The sequence below is a fragment of the Arthrobacter ginkgonis genome (assembly GCF_039540195.1).
In the GTDB taxonomy this organism is placed as follows: domain Bacteria; phylum Actinomycetota; class Actinomycetes; order Actinomycetales; family Micrococcaceae; genus Zafaria; species Zafaria ginkgonis.
In genome coordinates, this window is sequence record NZ_BAABEO010000015.1 from 14,260 (window position 1) to 30,272 (window position 16,013).

Here is a 16,013-nt window from a genome sequence, read left to right on the forward strand (position 1 = left end):
GCTATCGGCCGAGGGCGTTGAAGTAGATCTGGCCGTTGGTCAGCGGGGCCGCCCCGGGCAGCCCCTCCTTCGCGACGAGCATCCCGCGGGTCTCGACCAGGGAGAGGATGGGCGCCCCGGCGTCCACCCGCGAGGTCATCTTGTTGAGCAGATCCGTCCGCTTCTCCGCCTCGTCGAGAGGGGTCGCGGCCAACTCGATGCGGGTCTTGTCGAACTCCGAGTCGGACCAGCCCGTGCTGTTGCTCGGCGCACCGGTGACGTAGAAGGCGTAGCTGTAGAACGCCGGGTCGGCGATCACGATCGGCTCCGCGTAGAGCGCCGCCTGGTAGCGGCCGTCGAGCAGCGCGGTGGAGAAGTCGGTGGTGCTGGCCACGTTCTTCAGTTCCACGTCGATACCGATCTCTTTCAGCATCGACTGGATGAGGACGGAGCTCTTGGCGGCGACCGGTCCCGGCCGGGTGGTGCTGTAGGTGAGCGTCAGGGGAAATCCGTTGGCGTAGCCGGCCTCCGCGAGCAGCTTCTTGGCACCTTCCGTGTCGAACTTGTAAGAGGCGGATCCCTCGACCATGGGGAAGATCGACCCGGCGGCCTCTCCGTATCCGGCATAGGCTCCCTTGACCAGGGCTTCGCGGTCGATCGCCATCGAGATGGCCTGGCGGACCTTCTCCTCGGCCAGCGGCCCGGTCTTGGTGTTGAACATCATGGTGTCGCGGGTCTGGCTTGGGCAGTTGATCACGGCGACGCCCGGCGCCCCCTCAAGGGACTTGTACTGGTCGTAGTCAAACCCGTTGCCCACCTGCACCTCACCGCTCTCGACCAGCTGGCTGCGGGTCGCCGTGTTCGGCACGGCCTTGACGACGACGCGCCTCACGGCCCCGCGTTCTCCGCCCCAGTCCGGGTCGGCCGTTACGGTGAGGGACGTTCCGGGGCTGAACTCCTCAAGGTCCCACCCGCTGTAGTCGGCAAGGTTCTTCGAGAGCCAGTTGTTGGCCGTGGGGTCATCCGCCGTGACGTGCTTCTTGGCCTCGGTGCTGTCGTGGATGTAGAACAGGTTGTTCTGCAGGGACTCGACGGTGAAGGAGTTCATGCCCGTCGTGTTGAGCTGCACCGTCCGGGGGTCGATGACCTTGACCAGGTCGTCCACGTTGAAGCCGCTGCTCTTCAGGGTTCCAGCCATGACCGGCTGGCGCTTCATGCCAATTTCCAGGCTCCAGCGCACATCCTCCGCGGAGAGCGTGTTGCCGAACTGGCTGGTGAGCGAGCGGAGGGCGACGACGACGCCGGTGCCGTCGGCGGTGGGTTCGACGCTTTCGGCCAGCCGTCCGGACACCCCTACCGACGTGGCCGGACAGGACTGCCCACCGCTGGCGTCGGTCTTGTATTCGAGGAGCTGGGAACCGAGACCGCTCAGCACCACGTGGGAGGCGCTGCCTCCCCAGGGAGCGGGGGTGAGGCTGTCGGGAAGGGCCCCGACCGCAACGACGACGTTGTCGAGCGAACCGGCCGAGCTGCTGGCGGAAGATCCGGCCGCGCAGCCCACGAGGGATACGGTGAGGGCGGCGGTCAGGCCGCCCGAAAGCAAGCGCAAGCGATTCATAATCCAGGCACCAGTTTCTGTGAGAGATGGTCAGGGAATGCGAGGGTGCTGCTTTGTGGGTCCTACTGCGCGTCAGTAGCGGTATGCCTGCTTGTGTCCGGCCCTGATGATGGGCTCCACCTCGAGGATGTTGGTGATGAAGTTCCCGTGGGTGGGGGCGACCGAACTCACCCCGAGCTCGTCGACGAGGCGCAGCACGCGGTCATAGACGTGGTCCGCGTCGTTGGCGAAGCGTGCCCAGTACAGGGCGCTGCCGGTGAAGAAGGCGGCGTTTTCGACCGCGATGGGTACGGCCAGTTCGCCGGTGGTCAAGCCGCATTCGCCGGGCAGGTGAACGGGATCCTCGTCATCGAGCTCGGGGCGGTGCATGTAGCAAAACCCGTCGGCGGTGAAAAGCACCCCGCTTTCCGGAACGAAGCCCCACTGCGTGTTGGGCAGGTCGCGGATCATGGCCTCGACCACCACGAACTCGCAACCGCCCAGGTCGATCCGGTCGCCCGGCACCCGTGCGTGCAGGTTGGGGACGATCTGCGGGTAAAAGAGGTGGTAGTCGCGAATGTCCCCCACGATCTGCACCTCCGGGTACTTCTGCACGAGGCGGGGCAGGTTGCCCGTGTGGGGAAGCTCCGGGTGAGTGGGGAAGACGTAGGTGAGTTGCCGGCCGTCCAGGAGGTCGTCCAGCGTGCGGGAAATGATGTCCCAACTGGAGGGGTTGCCGGTGTCGACCAGGATGGACGAATGCTCGCCCTGGACCAGGTACGTGGAGTTGTGCCCGTGGATGACGCGGTCCTCCAGGTGGAACGGAAGGCAGGAGCTCATCCACGTCACGCCGGTGGCGACGGTGCGCGGAAGGTCGCTGCTCATCGTTTCGACAAGTTGTTCCATTGGTCCTCCTAGACCGTCTGGGGTGTCAGGTGGGCGCGCTGCGGCGACAGGGCGGCGAGCATGAAGTCAAGGTGCCGGCGCACCACGTCGCGCCCGCGGAGCACGCATCCTCGGGACGGGGCGATGGTCTCCGGATCGAGCGAGTCGAACTTGTCGGTGAGCCACTCGCGAAGCGGCTCGCAGGTGGACCGCGGGATCCATTCGTACTTCGCGTAGAGGTGCCCGGCGACCTGCTCCGCCGTCGTCGTGTCGTCGACGGTGGAGTCGATGATCCGGGGACCGTCGGGGCGTTGCATGACGCCGTGGGTGAAGGTGTCGGAGGTGAAGAGCGTTCCGGTATCCCCGTCCCAGCCCCAGAAGGTCGGCAGCAGCCGCAGCAGGGGCGCCTCGACCTCCACCACCCTGCCGGGAGCCACGTCGATCTGGGTTGCACGGGCCAGGGAGTCGCCCTCCCCCGTGCGCTTCGCGTCGATCTGGTGCCGGCGTCCGCGCAGGGCCATCCGGCTCAGGTCGTCGAAGGCGTCGAAGGGGTTGATGACACCGCCCGTGAACAGTCGCTCGATGTCGAACCTGCCGGCAATCGGCTCGAGGTTGGACACGCAGTCCATCTCGCTCCGGGTGAAGAACACCGAGAGGCCGCCGCCCTCACCGACCAGCGCGGCCAGGTCGTCGAGGATCTGCCCGCTGTGGATGGCAAGCCCGGAGTCGATCAGGAGCCGGGAGTCGCCTTCGGTGAGGAGGTAGCAGTTCGATGGCTGGTATCCCACGGCGCCCGCGGGAACCCAGCTCACCCGTCCGTCGAGCGGAATGGACCCACCCAGGACGGCCAGCTTGTCTGAATGAAGTATAGTGAACATGTCTTCAATCTATTGAAGTCGAAGGAATCGTGTCAAGGGTTTTTCAGGAACGCGCCGCAGTCGGCTGCGGGCTCCGCAGGCGCTGCCGGCCGGGGATGGCAGCACTGCGCGCCCGGGGGTCCAGCAGCGTGATGAGCGTGTCGAGCACGACGTAGCCGAGCAGACTCGTGGCCCCCATGATCAGGACGAATCCCTGGATGACGGGGATGTCGCCCTTCAACACCCCGTCCAGCGACCAGCCGCCGACACCGGGCCAGGAGAAGACGCTCTCGATGATCGCGGCACCGCTGAGTGATGCCGCGAAAAGCAGCACCATGTAGGTCATCAGGGACCCTCGAATGTCGCTCAGGGCGTACCGGTACACCTGGACCGGCCGCAGGCCGCAGGCCCTGGCGAACTCGATCTGGGGCGAGTTCAGGACTTGGAGCAGGCCCGTGCGCACCGTCTTGCCGAACGGGGCGGCGAAAAACAGGCCCAGGGTGACGATCGGAAGGACGGCCCTGCTGAGGATGGAGGAAACAAGGCCCCACTCTCCGGCGAGCACCGCGTCAATGGGAACGGATCCGGTCACCCGGGGCGGAGGGATGTCGGCGCTGGAGAGCATGCCCAGCGGCGCCGGAGCGACGTTCAATTGCTGGTAGAAGATGAAGAGCAGCAGCAGGGCCAGCACGAATTCGGGCATCGCCATCAGGAACGAAACTCCGCCCGTGAAGGCCTTGTCGGCCAGGCGCCCATACCGGTAGGCCGCGAGCGTGCCCGAGGCCATCCCGATGGCCAACGCAAGGATCAGCCCGGGAACCAGATAGACGAGCGTATTGGGCAAGCGGGTCCAGATCTCCTCGGAGACCGAGCTTCCCGTGAAGAAGGAGTGGCCCAGGTCGCCGGTGAGGGCCCCACCCATGTAGTCGAGGTAGCGCTCCCAGAACGGCAGGTCCAGCCCCAGCTGGGCGTTGATCCGGGCCACGTCGGCGGGGGTGGCGTATTCGCCCAGCAGGGCAACCGCCGGGTCCCCGGGAAGCAGGGAAACCAGCCCGAAACTCAAGGTGATGAGTCCGAGCAGAAGCAGGAAGGCAATCACCACCCTCGAGGCGATGTAGCGGATCATGGGGTTACCGCCTTTCCCGGGCATGGAACGCCCGTGTCGGAGACGTCGCCGGCAGCATCGGGCGAGTAGGGAATCGGCGGCATGGCCGCCGACATCAACGCTTGGGTGTAGGGCTCCTGCGGGTTGTCCAGCACCTCGCTGGTTGCGCCGGTCTCCACGATGCGCCCGCGGCGCATCACGGCCACGCGCGAACAGAAGCGGCCGACCGTTTCGATGTCGTGGGAAATGAAGACGTAGGTCAGGCCCCGGGACACCTGCAGTTCCGCGAGCATCCGCAGGATTGATGCCCGGATGGTCAGGTCCAAGGACGCGGTCGGCTCGTCCAGCACCACCAGGTCGGGGTCGGTGACGAGGGCCCGCGCGATGCCGACCCGCTGCTGCTGCCCGCCGCTGAGGTTCGCGGGGCGGCGTTCGAGGAAGTCCGCCGAGAGGCCCACCTCCTCAAGCGTCCTCGTCACGCGGCGCAGCCGCTCCGCCCGCCCGCCATAGGTACGGGCCACGATCAGCGGCTCCTCCACGATTTGGCGGATCGTCAGTCGCGGGTTCAAGGAAGCGAACGGCTCCTGGAACACGATTTGCCAATCCCGGCGCCGCTTGCGCAGCTGCCTCCTCGTCAGCGCGCGGACGTCTTCGCCGTCGAGGACGATCGACCCGGAGTCGGCCTCGTTCAGCCTCAGGATCAGCCGGCCCAGGGTGGACTTGCCCGACCCGCTCTCGCCGATGATGCCGACGCACTCGCCGGGCTCGACCGAGAGCGAAACGCCGTCGACGGCAACGACTTCCTGACCCTGGGGACCGCGAAAGGTTTTCCTGAGGTCTTTTACTTCGATGATGGGCATGGTCATGACCTCCACACGTCGGAGAGCTGGGCTGGCCTGGGGGCGGGGCCGGCCGTCGTCGTCCCCGCTCCTCCCGCCAGGGACGGAGCGGCGTGGCGTCCACCGCCCTCCTGCCGCACGACGGAGTTGAGCAGCGAGACGGTGTAGGGATGCTGCGGACGCACGAACACCTCGGACGTGGGCCCCTGTTCGACGATGCTGCCCTGGTACATCACCAGAACGCGGTCGCAGTATTCGGACACGACGCCGAGGTCGTGGGTGACGATGAGCATCGAACGGCCGCTCTCCACAGTGAGCCGGCGGAGGGTGTCGAGCACCTGGCGCTGCACCGTCAGGTCAAGCGCGGTCGTCGGCTCGTCCGCGATCACGAGGCGGGGGTTCAGGTACAGGGCCATCGCGATGACGACGCGCTGTGCCATGCCCCCGCTGAGTTCGTGGGCGTAGCCGCGCATCACGCGCTCGGGATCACCCACCCCCGTCGCGGCGAGCAGTTGGAGGGCACGCCCGCGCGACGCGGCATCGCCTTTCTGCCCGTGCGCCTTGGAGATGTTCGCGAACTGCTTCTCGATCCGCGTCACCGGGTTCAAGGCACTGAACGGGTTCTGGGCGACAAAGCCGATCTCCCTCCCCCGGATCTGCCGGATCTCCCGCTCACGCATTTCGAGGAGGTTCCTGCCGGCAAATTCCGCGGTCCCGGCCGCGACCCGGCCCGGCGGCATCAGGAGCTTGATCACCGAGCGCACCACCGTCGATTTGCCGGATCCCGATTCACCCACGATTCCGACGGTCTCGCTGTCGCCAACGTCGAAAGAGATGCCATGCAGTGCCCGCACCACACCCTGCCGGGTGTCGAATTCGGTCACGAGGTCCCGCACCTGAAGTTGTGTAGTCATCGGGCCCGCTCCACTCGCTCGATCCTGTTCTCCACTGCCCCCGCGATGACGTTGAGTGACCCGATGGCCAGAAGCATGGCCAGCGTCGGAAAGGCGGCCGCCCACCACTCGCCCCGGATCAGCATGCTGAAGCCGTCGCTGATCATCGCGCCCCAGGTCGGCTGGGGCGGCTTGACCCCAACGCCCAGGAAGTTCAGCGCCGCGATCGCTCCCAAGGCGTTCGCCGCCGTCAGCGTGGCCTGCACGAGGACCACCCCGTAGGCGTTGCGGAAGATGTGGTTGAAGGCGATGCGCACCGGCGAACACCCCGTGGCGACGGCGGCCTCCACATAGCGCGAGGAACGCAGGGAGAGCGCAGCGGCCCGTGAGAGCCGAACGAACCGGGGCGCTCCCACGATCGCAATGGCGACGATCACATCGGCCGCTCCGCCGCCCATGAGTTGGATGGAGACCACGGCAATCACGATGATCGGCAGCGCGGCGAAGGCATCGATGATCCGCATCATCGCGTCGCCGGCGCGGCCGCTCGTGGCAAACAGCCCCAAGGGGACGCCCACCAGGAGCGACAGGGCCGTGGCCGCCAGCGCGATCGGGAGGTCGAGCTTCGCGGCTTCGATGGTGCGGGAAAAGACGTCCATCCCGTTGCCGTCGGTGCCGAACCAGTGGACCAGGTTGGGCGCAATGCCGATGGCGTTCGGGTCCGGCCGCAAGGGGTCATGGGGAAGCGGCAGGAGCAAGGCTGCGAGCGGCAATCCGACGATGACCGCAACCGCGGCGGCCGTTAGGGCCGGCTTGGACTGGCCGTAACCGCGCGCCCGTCCGCGCTTGGCCCATCCCGAGACCCGCAGCCCCGGGGAGGTGGGAGGAAGCCCTTGGACGCTCATGGGGCTCCTTCACAAAGCGGGTACGGCACTTCGGAGGGACCGCGTTTCCTGGCGACTGGCGGCTGTAGCATCTCAAGCTCCCTAGGTATTGATTTCCGTGGCGACGGACGGGTTCATATCAAATGCCCATCACTTTATTGAATCGGCACTCTAGCGCCGACCAGACCGGGGAACACCCCTAGACAGGCTTGTTAGCATCACTTATATGCCGTGCGGCCTGGATGCCTAGAGCACTCTGCTGGGGATGGACCCATTGACAGCATCAACACTACCTTCAATATAGTGATGAGTGCCATAGTTTGATGAACATCCAGAGCCGAAAGAACGGGAACCAGTGATGTCACACCCGCAAGAAACCGCCACCGTCGCCTTTACCGAAGCCGCGGAAGCCGCCCCCGGGGTCCGCTACCTGCTCCACGACGGCGAACTGGTGGACTATGCCGATGCCCGCCTCCATGTGCTGAGCACCACCCTCAAGTACGGCGTCGGCGTCTTTGAGGGATTCCGCGCCTACTGGAGCGAAGACGACCAGCAGCTCTACGCCTTCCGCGTCGAGGACCACATGAAGCGCCTGGTCGAGTCCATGAAAGTCGTGGAGATCGAGGGCCCACGGGACACCGCCGCCCTCACCGAGCAGCTCCTCGGCCTGATCCGGGCGAACGGCCTGCGTGGCAACCTGCACATGCGGGCGCAGGTCTTTGTCGATTCCAGCGACGGCAAGCCCGAGGACACCGGCCCGTCGACGGTGTTCATGGCTGCGATTCCCATGGGCAACTACTTCGGCACCTCGGGGCTGCACGTGCAGATCAGCAGCTGGGCGCGCCTGTCCGACCGGTCCATGCCGCCGCGGGTCAAGTCGATCGCCAACTACCAGAACGGCCGGCTCGCCCTCCTGGAGGCCCGCCGCAACGGCTACGATGCGACGCTGCTGCTCACCGAGAACGGCCATGTCGCGGAGGGCGCCGGCTACAACGTCTTCATGGTGCGCCAGGGCCGGCTCTGCACCCCTCCGGTGACCGAGAGCATCCTTGAGGGAATCACCCGCGACAGCGTCCTGCACCTGGCTCGGACCGAACTCGGAATCGACGTCGACATCCGGCCGATTGACCGAACCGAGCTGTACTCGGCCGATGAGGTCTTTGTCTGCGGCAGCGCGGCAGAGGTCAACCACGTCGCTTCGGTGGACCGCACGGTCATCGGCGACGGGACCGCGGGCGAGACCACCCGGCACCTGCAACGCCTCTACCGGCAGGCGGTGATCGGCCGGGTCGCAGCCGACCGGAACTGGGCAACCCCCGTGTATCCGGGCTAGGGGTGGTGCCTCATGCGCAGTTTCCCCATGCTCAATGACATGCAGCGTGCCGGCCACGAGCACGCCTCCGCATCGTTCACGGCCAATGCGGCTCCGGTGCTCGAGGTCGGCCAGGGCGAGCCGTTCCGCCTGGACGCACGCAGCCTGCTCACCGGCGGCCTCTTCGAAAGCACCGGCGAGTACGAAAAGCTCTCCATCCCGGTGACGGGACCCGTTGCCGTCCGCGGCGCGAATCCAGGCGACGCGCTGCGGGTCGACGTCCACGAAATCCGGATCGACAGCCGCGGGGCGATGGTCACCCTGCCGGGGCGCGGCGGCTTCAGCGGCACGCTGGACCGCGCGGGACACGTCGTGGAAATCGTGGACGGCATGGTCCGGTTCGGCGACGGCATCACCATCCCCGTGCGCCCGATGGTCGGCAAGATCGGGGTCGCGCCGGACGGCCCGAGCCCGAACTCCAGCACGGTGGGATTCCACGGCGGCAACATGGACTGCAAGGACGTGGTCGCCGGCTCGGCCGTCATCCTCCCGGTTCAGGTGCCCGGGGCACTGCTCTTCGCCGGTGACCTGCACGCCGTGCAGGGCGACGGCGAATGCTCGCTCACCGCGGTCGAGGTTGAAGGGAGCGTGGTGCTCTCCTGCCGGGTCCTGCCGAACGCCTCGCTGCAGCGCCCCGTGGTGTTGTCCGGCGGCTCCGTCATCACCATCGGCGACGGCGACGACCTCGACGAGGCCGCCCGCCACGCACTCGACGACATGCTTGCGCTCGTCGTGGCCGACCGGGGCTGGCCCCGGGAAAAGGCCGCCATGCTGCTGAGCGCGGCCGCGGACGTTGCCGTGTCCCAACTGGTCAACGCACGCGCCTCCGTCAAGGTCACCCTGGCCGAGCGCTATTTCCTTTCCCCCCCGTTCGCAGCCACTACCCCCGACACCATGAATGCGTAGGTACCCCATGTTCGATCTCCTTCTCACCAACGGCCTTGTGGTCACTCCCTCGGGCGCCCACCGGCTGGACATCGGCATCACCGGCGGCAAGATCGTCTCGCTCCGGGAACCCGAGCTCGACGCACCGGACGAGGCCCGGCGCCAGGTGGACCTCCGTGGACAACTGGTCGTTCCCGGGGGCGTCGACCCCCATGTTCACACCAACTCGGTGCTTCCGACGGCAGCCGAGAGCGGCATCAAGTGCTTCGGCCCGGACCGGGTCAGCGAAGGTGCCATCTACGGCGGCACCACCACGCTGGTCGATTTCGCGCACTGGAAGCCCGGTGACGAACTCTCCGAATCCTTCGCCCGAAAATCCGCGGAATGGGCCGGGTCCACCTACACCGACTACGCGCTTCACGGCACCTTCAAGGAGCCGGAGATCCCCTTCGAGGTGCTCGAGCAGATCCCCGACGCCGTCGCGGCCGGGCACGGCAGCTACAAGGTGTGGATGACCAACACCACCCCCACGCGCCCCAAGCAGAAAACCGACCTGGGCAACATGTGGGGGCTCATGGAGCAGACGGCGGCGGCCGGCGCCATGCTCGCCGTCCATGCGGAGGACGACGACATCGTCATGTACGCCTACAAGAAGCTGCAGCACCAGGGCAAGGTCGGGCTCGAGTACATGCATCACGCCCACAACAACCTGTCCGAAAAACTCTCGTTCCAGCGCGCCATCACCCTCGCCCACCACGTGGGCGCCCCCATCTACCTGATGCACGTCAGCGCCCGCGAAGGCGTGGATGCCATCCGTGAGGCACGCGGCAAGGGCCAGCCGGTCTACGGCGAAATCCTCCCGCACTACGCGTACTTCACCGCGGAGGACTACCGCCAGAAGAACGGCGCGATCTACCACACCTACCCCTCGCTCAAGTCGGCGGACGACCGGGACTCGATGTGGGATTCGCTGCTCGACGGGTCGCTCAGCACCCTGGCCACCGACGGCGTTTGCACCGACCTCGAAGTGAAGACGCGCGGCAAGACGATCCTCGATGCGACCGGCGGCCACGCCGGCGTCGAAATGAGGATGGCCGTCGCCTACACGGAGGGTGTGGCCAAGCGCGGCCTGGACCTCACGCGTTTTGTCGACATCACCTCGGCGAACGCGGCGAAGATCCTCGGCCTCTACCCGCAAAAGGGCGCGATCGCCATCGGTAGCGACGCGGACCTCGCGGTGCTCGACACCACGGTCGACCGCACGATCACCGCCTCCGACCTGCACGAAGCCGACTACACCCCGTGGGAAGGCTACCGGGTGGCCGCTTGGCCGAGCATGACCGTCCTGCGCGGGCAGGTGCTCGTCGAGGACCGCCGACTGAAGATGGGTCCGGGAGGCACGCTGCTGAAGCAGCGCGTTTCCAGCGACGTTCTGAACCGCCCGGCCTGCTAGCAAGCCGGTTGCCGGCCGTCTCTTGCCGGCAACCGCCGGACCATCAACGCCAAAACACCCGTCGCCCAGGACGAAAGGCAGCCGTGAGAGCACTTGACGGTATCGGCCAGGTTCCACGCCGGCTTGGCCCGGAACAACGGCCGTGATCCGCGAAATGGCCGGCGAGGCCGCCGCCACGGTGCCCGTACGGCCGGGCGGAACTCCTGGCGTGGAACCCGGCAGCGGATGGTCCAAAGTCGTCGATATCTCGGCACTCACCAAGGGAGACCGGATCGAGGTCCGCCGCGGAGGGCTCGTACTCTTCGGCGGCCTCGTCGACGAGGCCGCTCCCGAGTTGGGCATCGTCTGGCTCCGGGAACACACGCTCAATGAACGAAGGATCCTGGATCCAGCGGGCGTCAGCATCTGGCGGAACCTGCGGGCCGACGGCTCCTAGACACTCCCCCGGCGCGGGGCCCGCACCGGCCGGCTGCCATGCCCTGCGTGGCAGCCGGCCTCTTTGCGCCTCCAGCCGTCAAGGGATTCACCCCCGCGCCCCGGTGAAGTGGCACGCGCTTGCCCTGGCGCCCCCGGATCGGCCTGGAACCGAATTCGGACCAAGCGCCGCTGCCGCGCGGTCCCGGCGCACGACGACGGCCCGCACTCCCCCGAGGGGTGCGGGCCGTCGTCGTGCGCGGCTAGAGGTCGGCAAGAACCGTGGCCGGGCTCTGGATCGCGTCCGCCACGTACCGCAGGAACCCGGCGGCGGTGCCGCCGTCGCAGACGCGGTGGTCGAACGTGAGGGTCAGTTCGGTGACCTTGCGCACCGCCAGCTGCCCGTCGACCACCCACGGGCGGTCGATAATCCGGCCGACGCCGAGGATGGCGGCCTCCGGGTAGTTGATGATCGCCGCCGATCCGTCCACCCCGAAGACCCCGTAGTTGTTCAGCGTGAACGTGCTTCCGGACAGGTCCTTCGGCGTTCCCGCGCCGTCGCGGGCGACGGCGGTGAGCCGCCCGATCTCGGCGTCCAGCCCGCGGGCGCTGAGCCGGTGGGCTCCGCGGACGCACGGGACCACCAGGCCGCGGGGCGTCTGCGCGGCGAAGCCGAGGTTCACGCCGTCGAAGGAGACGATCTCCTGGCTGCCGTCGGCGGCCGTCTCGATCCGGGTGTTCAGCTCCGGGTACCGGGCCAGGCCTGCGAGCGCGAACCGGGCGATGAAGGCCAGCAGGCCCGGGGTGTTCGCGGGGTCGGCCGCCTTCATCCCGGCGCGCAGCTCCAGCAGCGCGGTGGCGTCGACATCGACCCAGACGGTGGCCTCGGGGATCTCCGCGCGGGAGCGGGTCATGGCCTGGGCGATGGTCTTGCGCACGCCCTTGACCGGGGTTCGGGCCTCGATCGGCAGGCCCGTGGCCGCGTCGGTCTCGGCACCGCCGGCGGTCCCGACGACGATCTCCGCGCTGCCGGCCGCGCCGGAAGCAGCCGGGAGGACTTCCGCCGGCCGGGACTCCGCCGCTGCCGTGCCGGCGATCGCGGCCTCGACGTCCGCCCGCAGCACCAGACCCTCGGGTCCGCTGCCCCGCAGCGCGGAGACGTCCACCGCGTGGTCGCGGGCGAGCTTGCGCACGATCGGGGAGACCACCAGCGGGGCGGCACCGCCCTGTTCGATATGTTCCCGTTCCAGGGTGGCCACGCCGCCCTGGGCGGGAGCTGCGGAAACCGCGCGGGCTGTGCCTCCGCTTCCGGCGCTTCCGCTTCCCGGGCCCTTCCCCGCAACGCTGCGGGTCCGCGGGCGCCGGGTCCGTCCGCCGGCGTGGCCGCCGGAGGTGCCGTAGCCGATCAGCACGTTGCCGGAGCCTTCGGATTCGACGGCGGCGGCCTCCGGGCGGGCCCCGGCCCGTTCCTCCTCCGCGTACGTCTGTCCGCCGGCGGGGACTTCCGACGGCGCGGCCGCGCCGCCGCCGTCGGTCCCTCCAGCGCCAGCTCCCTCGGACTCGGCCCCTTCAGACACCGAGATCAGCGGCTTGCCGACATCGAGCGTCTCCCCCGCGGCCCCGTGCAACTGGTGCACCACCCCGGCGTACGGGCTGGGGACCTCCACCACCGACTTGGCGGTTTCCACCTCGGCGATCGGCTGGTCCACGGCCACCGGGTCGCCGACCTTGACCAGCCAGGTCACCAGCTCGGCCTCGGTCAGGCCCTCCCCCAGGTCGGGGAGCAAAAACGTCTTCACGGCCACGGTTAGTCCTCCCACTGCAGGTCGTCGACGGCGTCGAGGATGCGGTCGACGCTCGGCAGGAAATAGTGCTCAAGCTTGGGGGCCGGGAACGGCACGTCGAAGCCGGTCACCCGCAGCACGGGCGCGGCCAGCGAGTGGAAGCAGCGCTCCTGGACCCGGGCGACGATCTCCGAGGCCACGGACGCGAAGCCCGGAGTCTCGGCAACCACCACGGCGCGCCCGGTCTTGCGGACCGAGGCGCAGACCGTCTCGTCGTCGAACGGCACGATCGTGCGCACGTCCACGACCTCGAGCGAGCGGCCCTCTGCCGCGGCGGCCTCGGCCGCCGCCAGCGCGACGGGCACGGAGGGCCCGTAGGCGATCAGCGTGGCGTCGGTGCCGGGCCGCGCAACCAGTGCGCGGCCCTCGGTGCGGGAGGTCCCGGCCTCGTACTCGGCGCGCAGCGCCTCCAGGTCCACCTTCTCCTTGGAGAAGTAGAGCTTCTTGGGCTCCATGAACATGACCGGGTCGTCCGAGTCGATGGCCTCGCGCAGCATCCGGTAGCCGTCGGCGACCGTGGCCGGGACAAAGACCTTCAGTCCCGGGGTGTGGGCGTAGTAGGACTCGGAGGAGTCGCAGTGGTGCTCCACGCCGCCGATGCCGCCCGCGTACGGGACGCGGATGACCATCGGCATCTTCAGCTTGCCGCGGCTGCGGTTATGCATCTTGGCCACGTGGGAGGCGATCTGCTCGAACGCCGGGTAGGCGAACGCGTCGAACTGCATCTCGATCACCGGGCGCATCCCGTTCATGGCCATGCCGACCGCCATGCCGACGATCCCGGATTCGGCCAGCGGGGTGTCGAAGCAGCGGTTCCGCCCGAACCGCGCGGTCAGCCCGTCGGTGATGCGGAAGACCCCGCCGAGGGTGCCGATGTCCTCGCCGAACAGGACGACGGCGGGGTCCGCTTCCAGCGCGTCGGCCAGGGCGGTGTTCAGCGCCTTTGCGAACGTCACCGGGCCCAGGTCCGGCTTGGCGGCGGGGATGCCGGCATTGCCCGCACGGCTGGAGGCCTGGCGGGCGGCGGCCGCGGCCACGGGGACGTCGGCGGTGGTCGCAGGGGTGGTGGCGGTCTGGCTCACTTGGTGTCCTCCTCACGGGAGAGTTCGTCGGCAAGCCGGGCGGACTGCTCCACCAGCTGCGGCGTGGGGGTGGTGTAGACGTAGCGGAACAGGTCCTGCGGGTCGATCTTGGCCTCGGCGTTCATGCCGTCGCGCAGGGTGGTGGCGGTGGCCTCGGCGGCGGCGGCGATGCGCTCCTCCCCCGCGTCGTCCAGCAGCCCGCCGTCGCGCAGGTAGGTGCGCATGCGGGCCACCGGGTCCTTGGCCAGCCACGCCTGGACCTCGGCGTCCTCGCGATAGCGGGTGGCGTCGTCGGCGTTGGTGTGGGCCTGGATCCGGTAGGTGTGGGCCTCGACCAGCAGCGGGCCGGACCCGTTGCGGGCCAGCTCCACGCCCCGGTCCAGGACCGCCAGCAGCGCCACCAGGTCGTTGCCGTCGACGCGCTCGCCGGCCATGCCGTAGCCCACGGCCTTGTGGGCCAGCGACGGGGCGGCGGACTGGGCCGAGAGCGGGACGGAGATGGCGTACCCGTTGTTCTGCACGAAGAACACCACGGGCAGCTGGAACACGGCGGCGAAGTTCAGGGCCTCGTGGAAGTCGCCCTCGCTGGTGGCGCCGTCGCCGCACATGGCCAGAACCACGGTGTCCTCGCCGCGCAGCTTGGCGGCGTGGGCAACGCCCACGGCGTGCAGCAGCTGGGTGGTCAGCGGGGTGCACTGGATGCCGACCTTGTGCTTGAGGGAGTCGTAGCCACCGTGCCAGTCGCCGCGGAAGATGGTCATGGCCTCCACCGGGTCCACGCCCTTGGTCATCACGGCCACCGAGTCGCGGTAGGTGGGGAAGAGCCAGTCGCCCTCGCGCAGGCACAGCGCGGCGGCGACCTGGCAGGCCTCCTGGCCGTGGCTGGACGGGTAGACGGCCATGCGGCCCTGCCGCACCAGGGCGGAGTTCTGGTCGTTGACGCGGCGGCCGATCACCAGGCGCTCGTAGGCGGCCAGCAGCTCGGGGCCCTCCGGCAGCGGGTACTCGTGGCCCGGAGCGGTGCCCTGCTCGGCGGCCGGCCGGAGACGCCCCTGCTCGTCGATGATCTGGATCTGCCCGCGGGTGGGGAGCATGTAGTCCTCGGGGGTGATCCCGAAGGCCCGGGCTGCGGCGTCCGGCCGCGCGGACGGCGTGCCCGGACGCACGGCCCCGGCACTCGATGCGGCTTGGGTCATGGGGTGCCTCCCTGTCGATGGATGGGCCGCCTGCGGTGTGGCGCACACCACTGCGGACGACGTGTCGAACTCCAGTATGGGAAGGAGAACGGATCGTATCCAGACGCAACGCAAAACGTGGAAGATTGGTCACTATCGGGTTATTTTGGTGGACAAAACCCCAAAACGGAGGGCCCGGAAGTGCCACCCGTCACGTCCCACCGAAAGACCCCCATGGAACCGGCACGCACCCCCCTGGACGAGATCGACCGCCGCATCATCGCCGAACTGACGCGGGACGCCCGCCAGTCCATCACCCAACTGGCGCAGCGGACCCACATCTCCCGGGCCCACGCCTACTCGCGCATCCGCCGGCTGGAGCAGGAGGGCGTCATCCTGCGCTATTCGGCCGTCGTCGACCCGGTGAAATCGGGCCTGAACGCCTCCGCCTACGTGACGCTGAAGCTGCGCCAGCACTCGTGGAGGGAGCTGCGCGAACGGCTCGCGGCGATCCCGGAGGTCCAGCACATTGGCCTGGTCGGGGGAAACTTCGACGTCATCCTGCTGGTCCGGGCCCGCGACAACGTGGACCTGCGCCGGGTCATCTTCGACCACCTGCAGTCCATGCCCGGCGTCCTGGACACCCAGACGTTCCTGATCTTCGAGGACGTGGACACGCGCCTGCCCGGGTAGCCGCAGCGCTGTTGGATTACAGCGTAGTTGGGTTACGGCGCAGTCAGATACCGCGC

The 16,013-nt window shown here is 68.3% G+C and carries 15 protein-coding genes; 5 read left to right on the forward strand and 10 right to left on the reverse strand.

The window, feature by feature from the left end; all coding sequences use genetic code 11:
- Position 1: 1 nt before the first annotated feature.
- From ABD912_RS11055 to ABD912_RS11085, 7 genes are all read right to left on the reverse strand, one after another.
- On the reverse strand, positions 2-1,588 hold the full coding sequence (locus ABD912_RS11055; RefSeq protein WP_345150795.1) for an ABC transporter substrate-binding protein: 1,587 nt from the start codon (positions 1,586-1,588) through the stop codon (positions 2-4).
- A gap of 81 nt (positions 1,589-1,669) precedes the next feature.
- A complete protein-coding gene (locus ABD912_RS11060) occupies positions 1,670-2,482 on the reverse strand; it encodes an MBL fold metallo-hydrolase (protein ID WP_345150796.1) in 813 nt (270 codons plus the stop codon).
- A gap of 8 nt (positions 2,483-2,490) precedes the next feature.
- Positions 2,491-3,339 (reverse strand): hypothetical protein, encoded by an 849-nt coding sequence (locus ABD912_RS11065; RefSeq protein WP_345150797.1) that lies wholly within the window; start codon positions 3,337-3,339, stop codon positions 2,491-2,493.
- Between the two features lie 43 nt (positions 3,340-3,382).
- Complete coding sequence (locus tag ABD912_RS11070; protein WP_345150799.1) at positions 3,383-4,444, reverse strand: ABC transporter permease; 1,062 nt, start codon at positions 4,442-4,444, stop codon at positions 3,383-3,385.
- Entirely contained in the window at positions 4,441-5,289 is an 849-nt protein-coding gene (locus tag ABD912_RS11075) for an ABC transporter ATP-binding protein (RefSeq protein WP_345150801.1), read from the reverse strand. Before ABD912_RS11075 ends, ABD912_RS11070 begins: the two co-directional genes overlap by 4 nt.
- A complete protein-coding gene (locus ABD912_RS11080; protein ID WP_345150802.1) occupies positions 5,286-6,176 on the reverse strand; it encodes an ABC transporter ATP-binding protein in 891 nt (296 codons plus the stop codon). The genes ABD912_RS11075 and ABD912_RS11080 overlap by 4 nt, the downstream gene beginning before the upstream one ends.
- Positions 6,173-7,060 carry an ABC transporter permease gene (locus ABD912_RS11085; RefSeq protein ID WP_345150803.1) on the reverse strand — a complete coding sequence of 296 codons (888 nt, stop codon included), beginning with the start codon at positions 7,058-7,060 and terminating at the stop codon, positions 6,173-6,175. Before ABD912_RS11085 ends, ABD912_RS11080 begins: the two co-directional genes overlap by 4 nt.
- Before the next feature lie 337 nt (positions 7,061-7,397).
- Here ABD912_RS11085 and ABD912_RS11090 point away from each other — a divergent pair, with 337 nt between their 5' ends.
- The 4 genes from ABD912_RS11090 (at position 7,398) to ABD912_RS11105 (ending at position 11,185) form a co-directional block, all read left to right on the forward strand.
- A complete protein-coding gene (locus tag ABD912_RS11090; protein ID WP_345150804.1) occupies positions 7,398-8,372 on the forward strand; it encodes a branched-chain amino acid transaminase in 975 nt (324 codons plus the stop codon).
- A gap of 12 nt (positions 8,373-8,384) precedes the next feature.
- Positions 8,385-9,317, forward strand: a complete 933-nt coding sequence (locus ABD912_RS11095) for an acetamidase/formamidase family protein (protein WP_345150806.1) — start codon at positions 8,385-8,387, stop codon at positions 9,315-9,317.
- Between the two features lie 7 nt (positions 9,318-9,324).
- The gene (locus ABD912_RS11100) at positions 9,325-10,749 is read left to right on the forward strand and encodes an amidohydrolase family protein (protein ID WP_345150807.1); all 1,425 of its coding nucleotides are present in this window, start codon (positions 9,325-9,327) and stop codon (positions 10,747-10,749) included.
- A gap of 142 nt (positions 10,750-10,891) precedes the next feature.
- Positions 10,892-11,185 (forward strand): hypothetical protein, encoded by a 294-nt coding sequence (locus ABD912_RS11105; protein WP_345150808.1) that lies wholly within the window; start codon positions 10,892-10,894, stop codon positions 11,183-11,185.
- A gap of 241 nt (positions 11,186-11,426) precedes the next feature.
- Here ABD912_RS11105 and ABD912_RS11110 read toward each other — a convergent pair whose 3' ends face one another.
- From ABD912_RS11110 to ABD912_RS11120, 3 genes are read right to left on the reverse strand one after another with little or no spacing between them, the layout of a single operon-like run.
- Positions 11,427-12,968 carry a dihydrolipoamide acetyltransferase family protein gene (locus ABD912_RS11110; protein WP_345150810.1) on the reverse strand — a complete coding sequence of 514 codons (1,542 nt, stop codon included), beginning with the start codon at positions 12,966-12,968 and terminating at the stop codon, positions 11,427-11,429.
- A 2-nt stretch (positions 12,969-12,970) separates the two neighbouring features.
- Complete coding sequence (locus ABD912_RS11115) at positions 12,971-14,089, reverse strand: alpha-ketoacid dehydrogenase subunit beta (protein WP_345150811.1); 1,119 nt, start codon at positions 14,087-14,089, stop codon at positions 12,971-12,973.
- Complete coding sequence (locus tag ABD912_RS11120) at positions 14,086-15,285, reverse strand: thiamine pyrophosphate-dependent enzyme (RefSeq protein ID WP_345150813.1); 1,200 nt, start codon at positions 15,283-15,285, stop codon at positions 14,086-14,088. Before ABD912_RS11120 ends, ABD912_RS11115 begins: the two co-directional genes overlap by 4 nt.
- 213 nt (positions 15,286-15,498) lie before the next feature.
- Here ABD912_RS11120 and ABD912_RS11125 point away from each other — a divergent pair, with 213 nt between their 5' ends.
- Positions 15,499-15,957: an Lrp/AsnC family transcriptional regulator gene (locus tag ABD912_RS11125; RefSeq protein ID WP_345150814.1), complete on the forward strand. Its 459-nt coding sequence runs from the start codon at positions 15,499-15,501 to the stop codon at positions 15,955-15,957.
- The last annotated feature ends 56 nt before the right edge of the window (positions 15,958-16,013 follow it).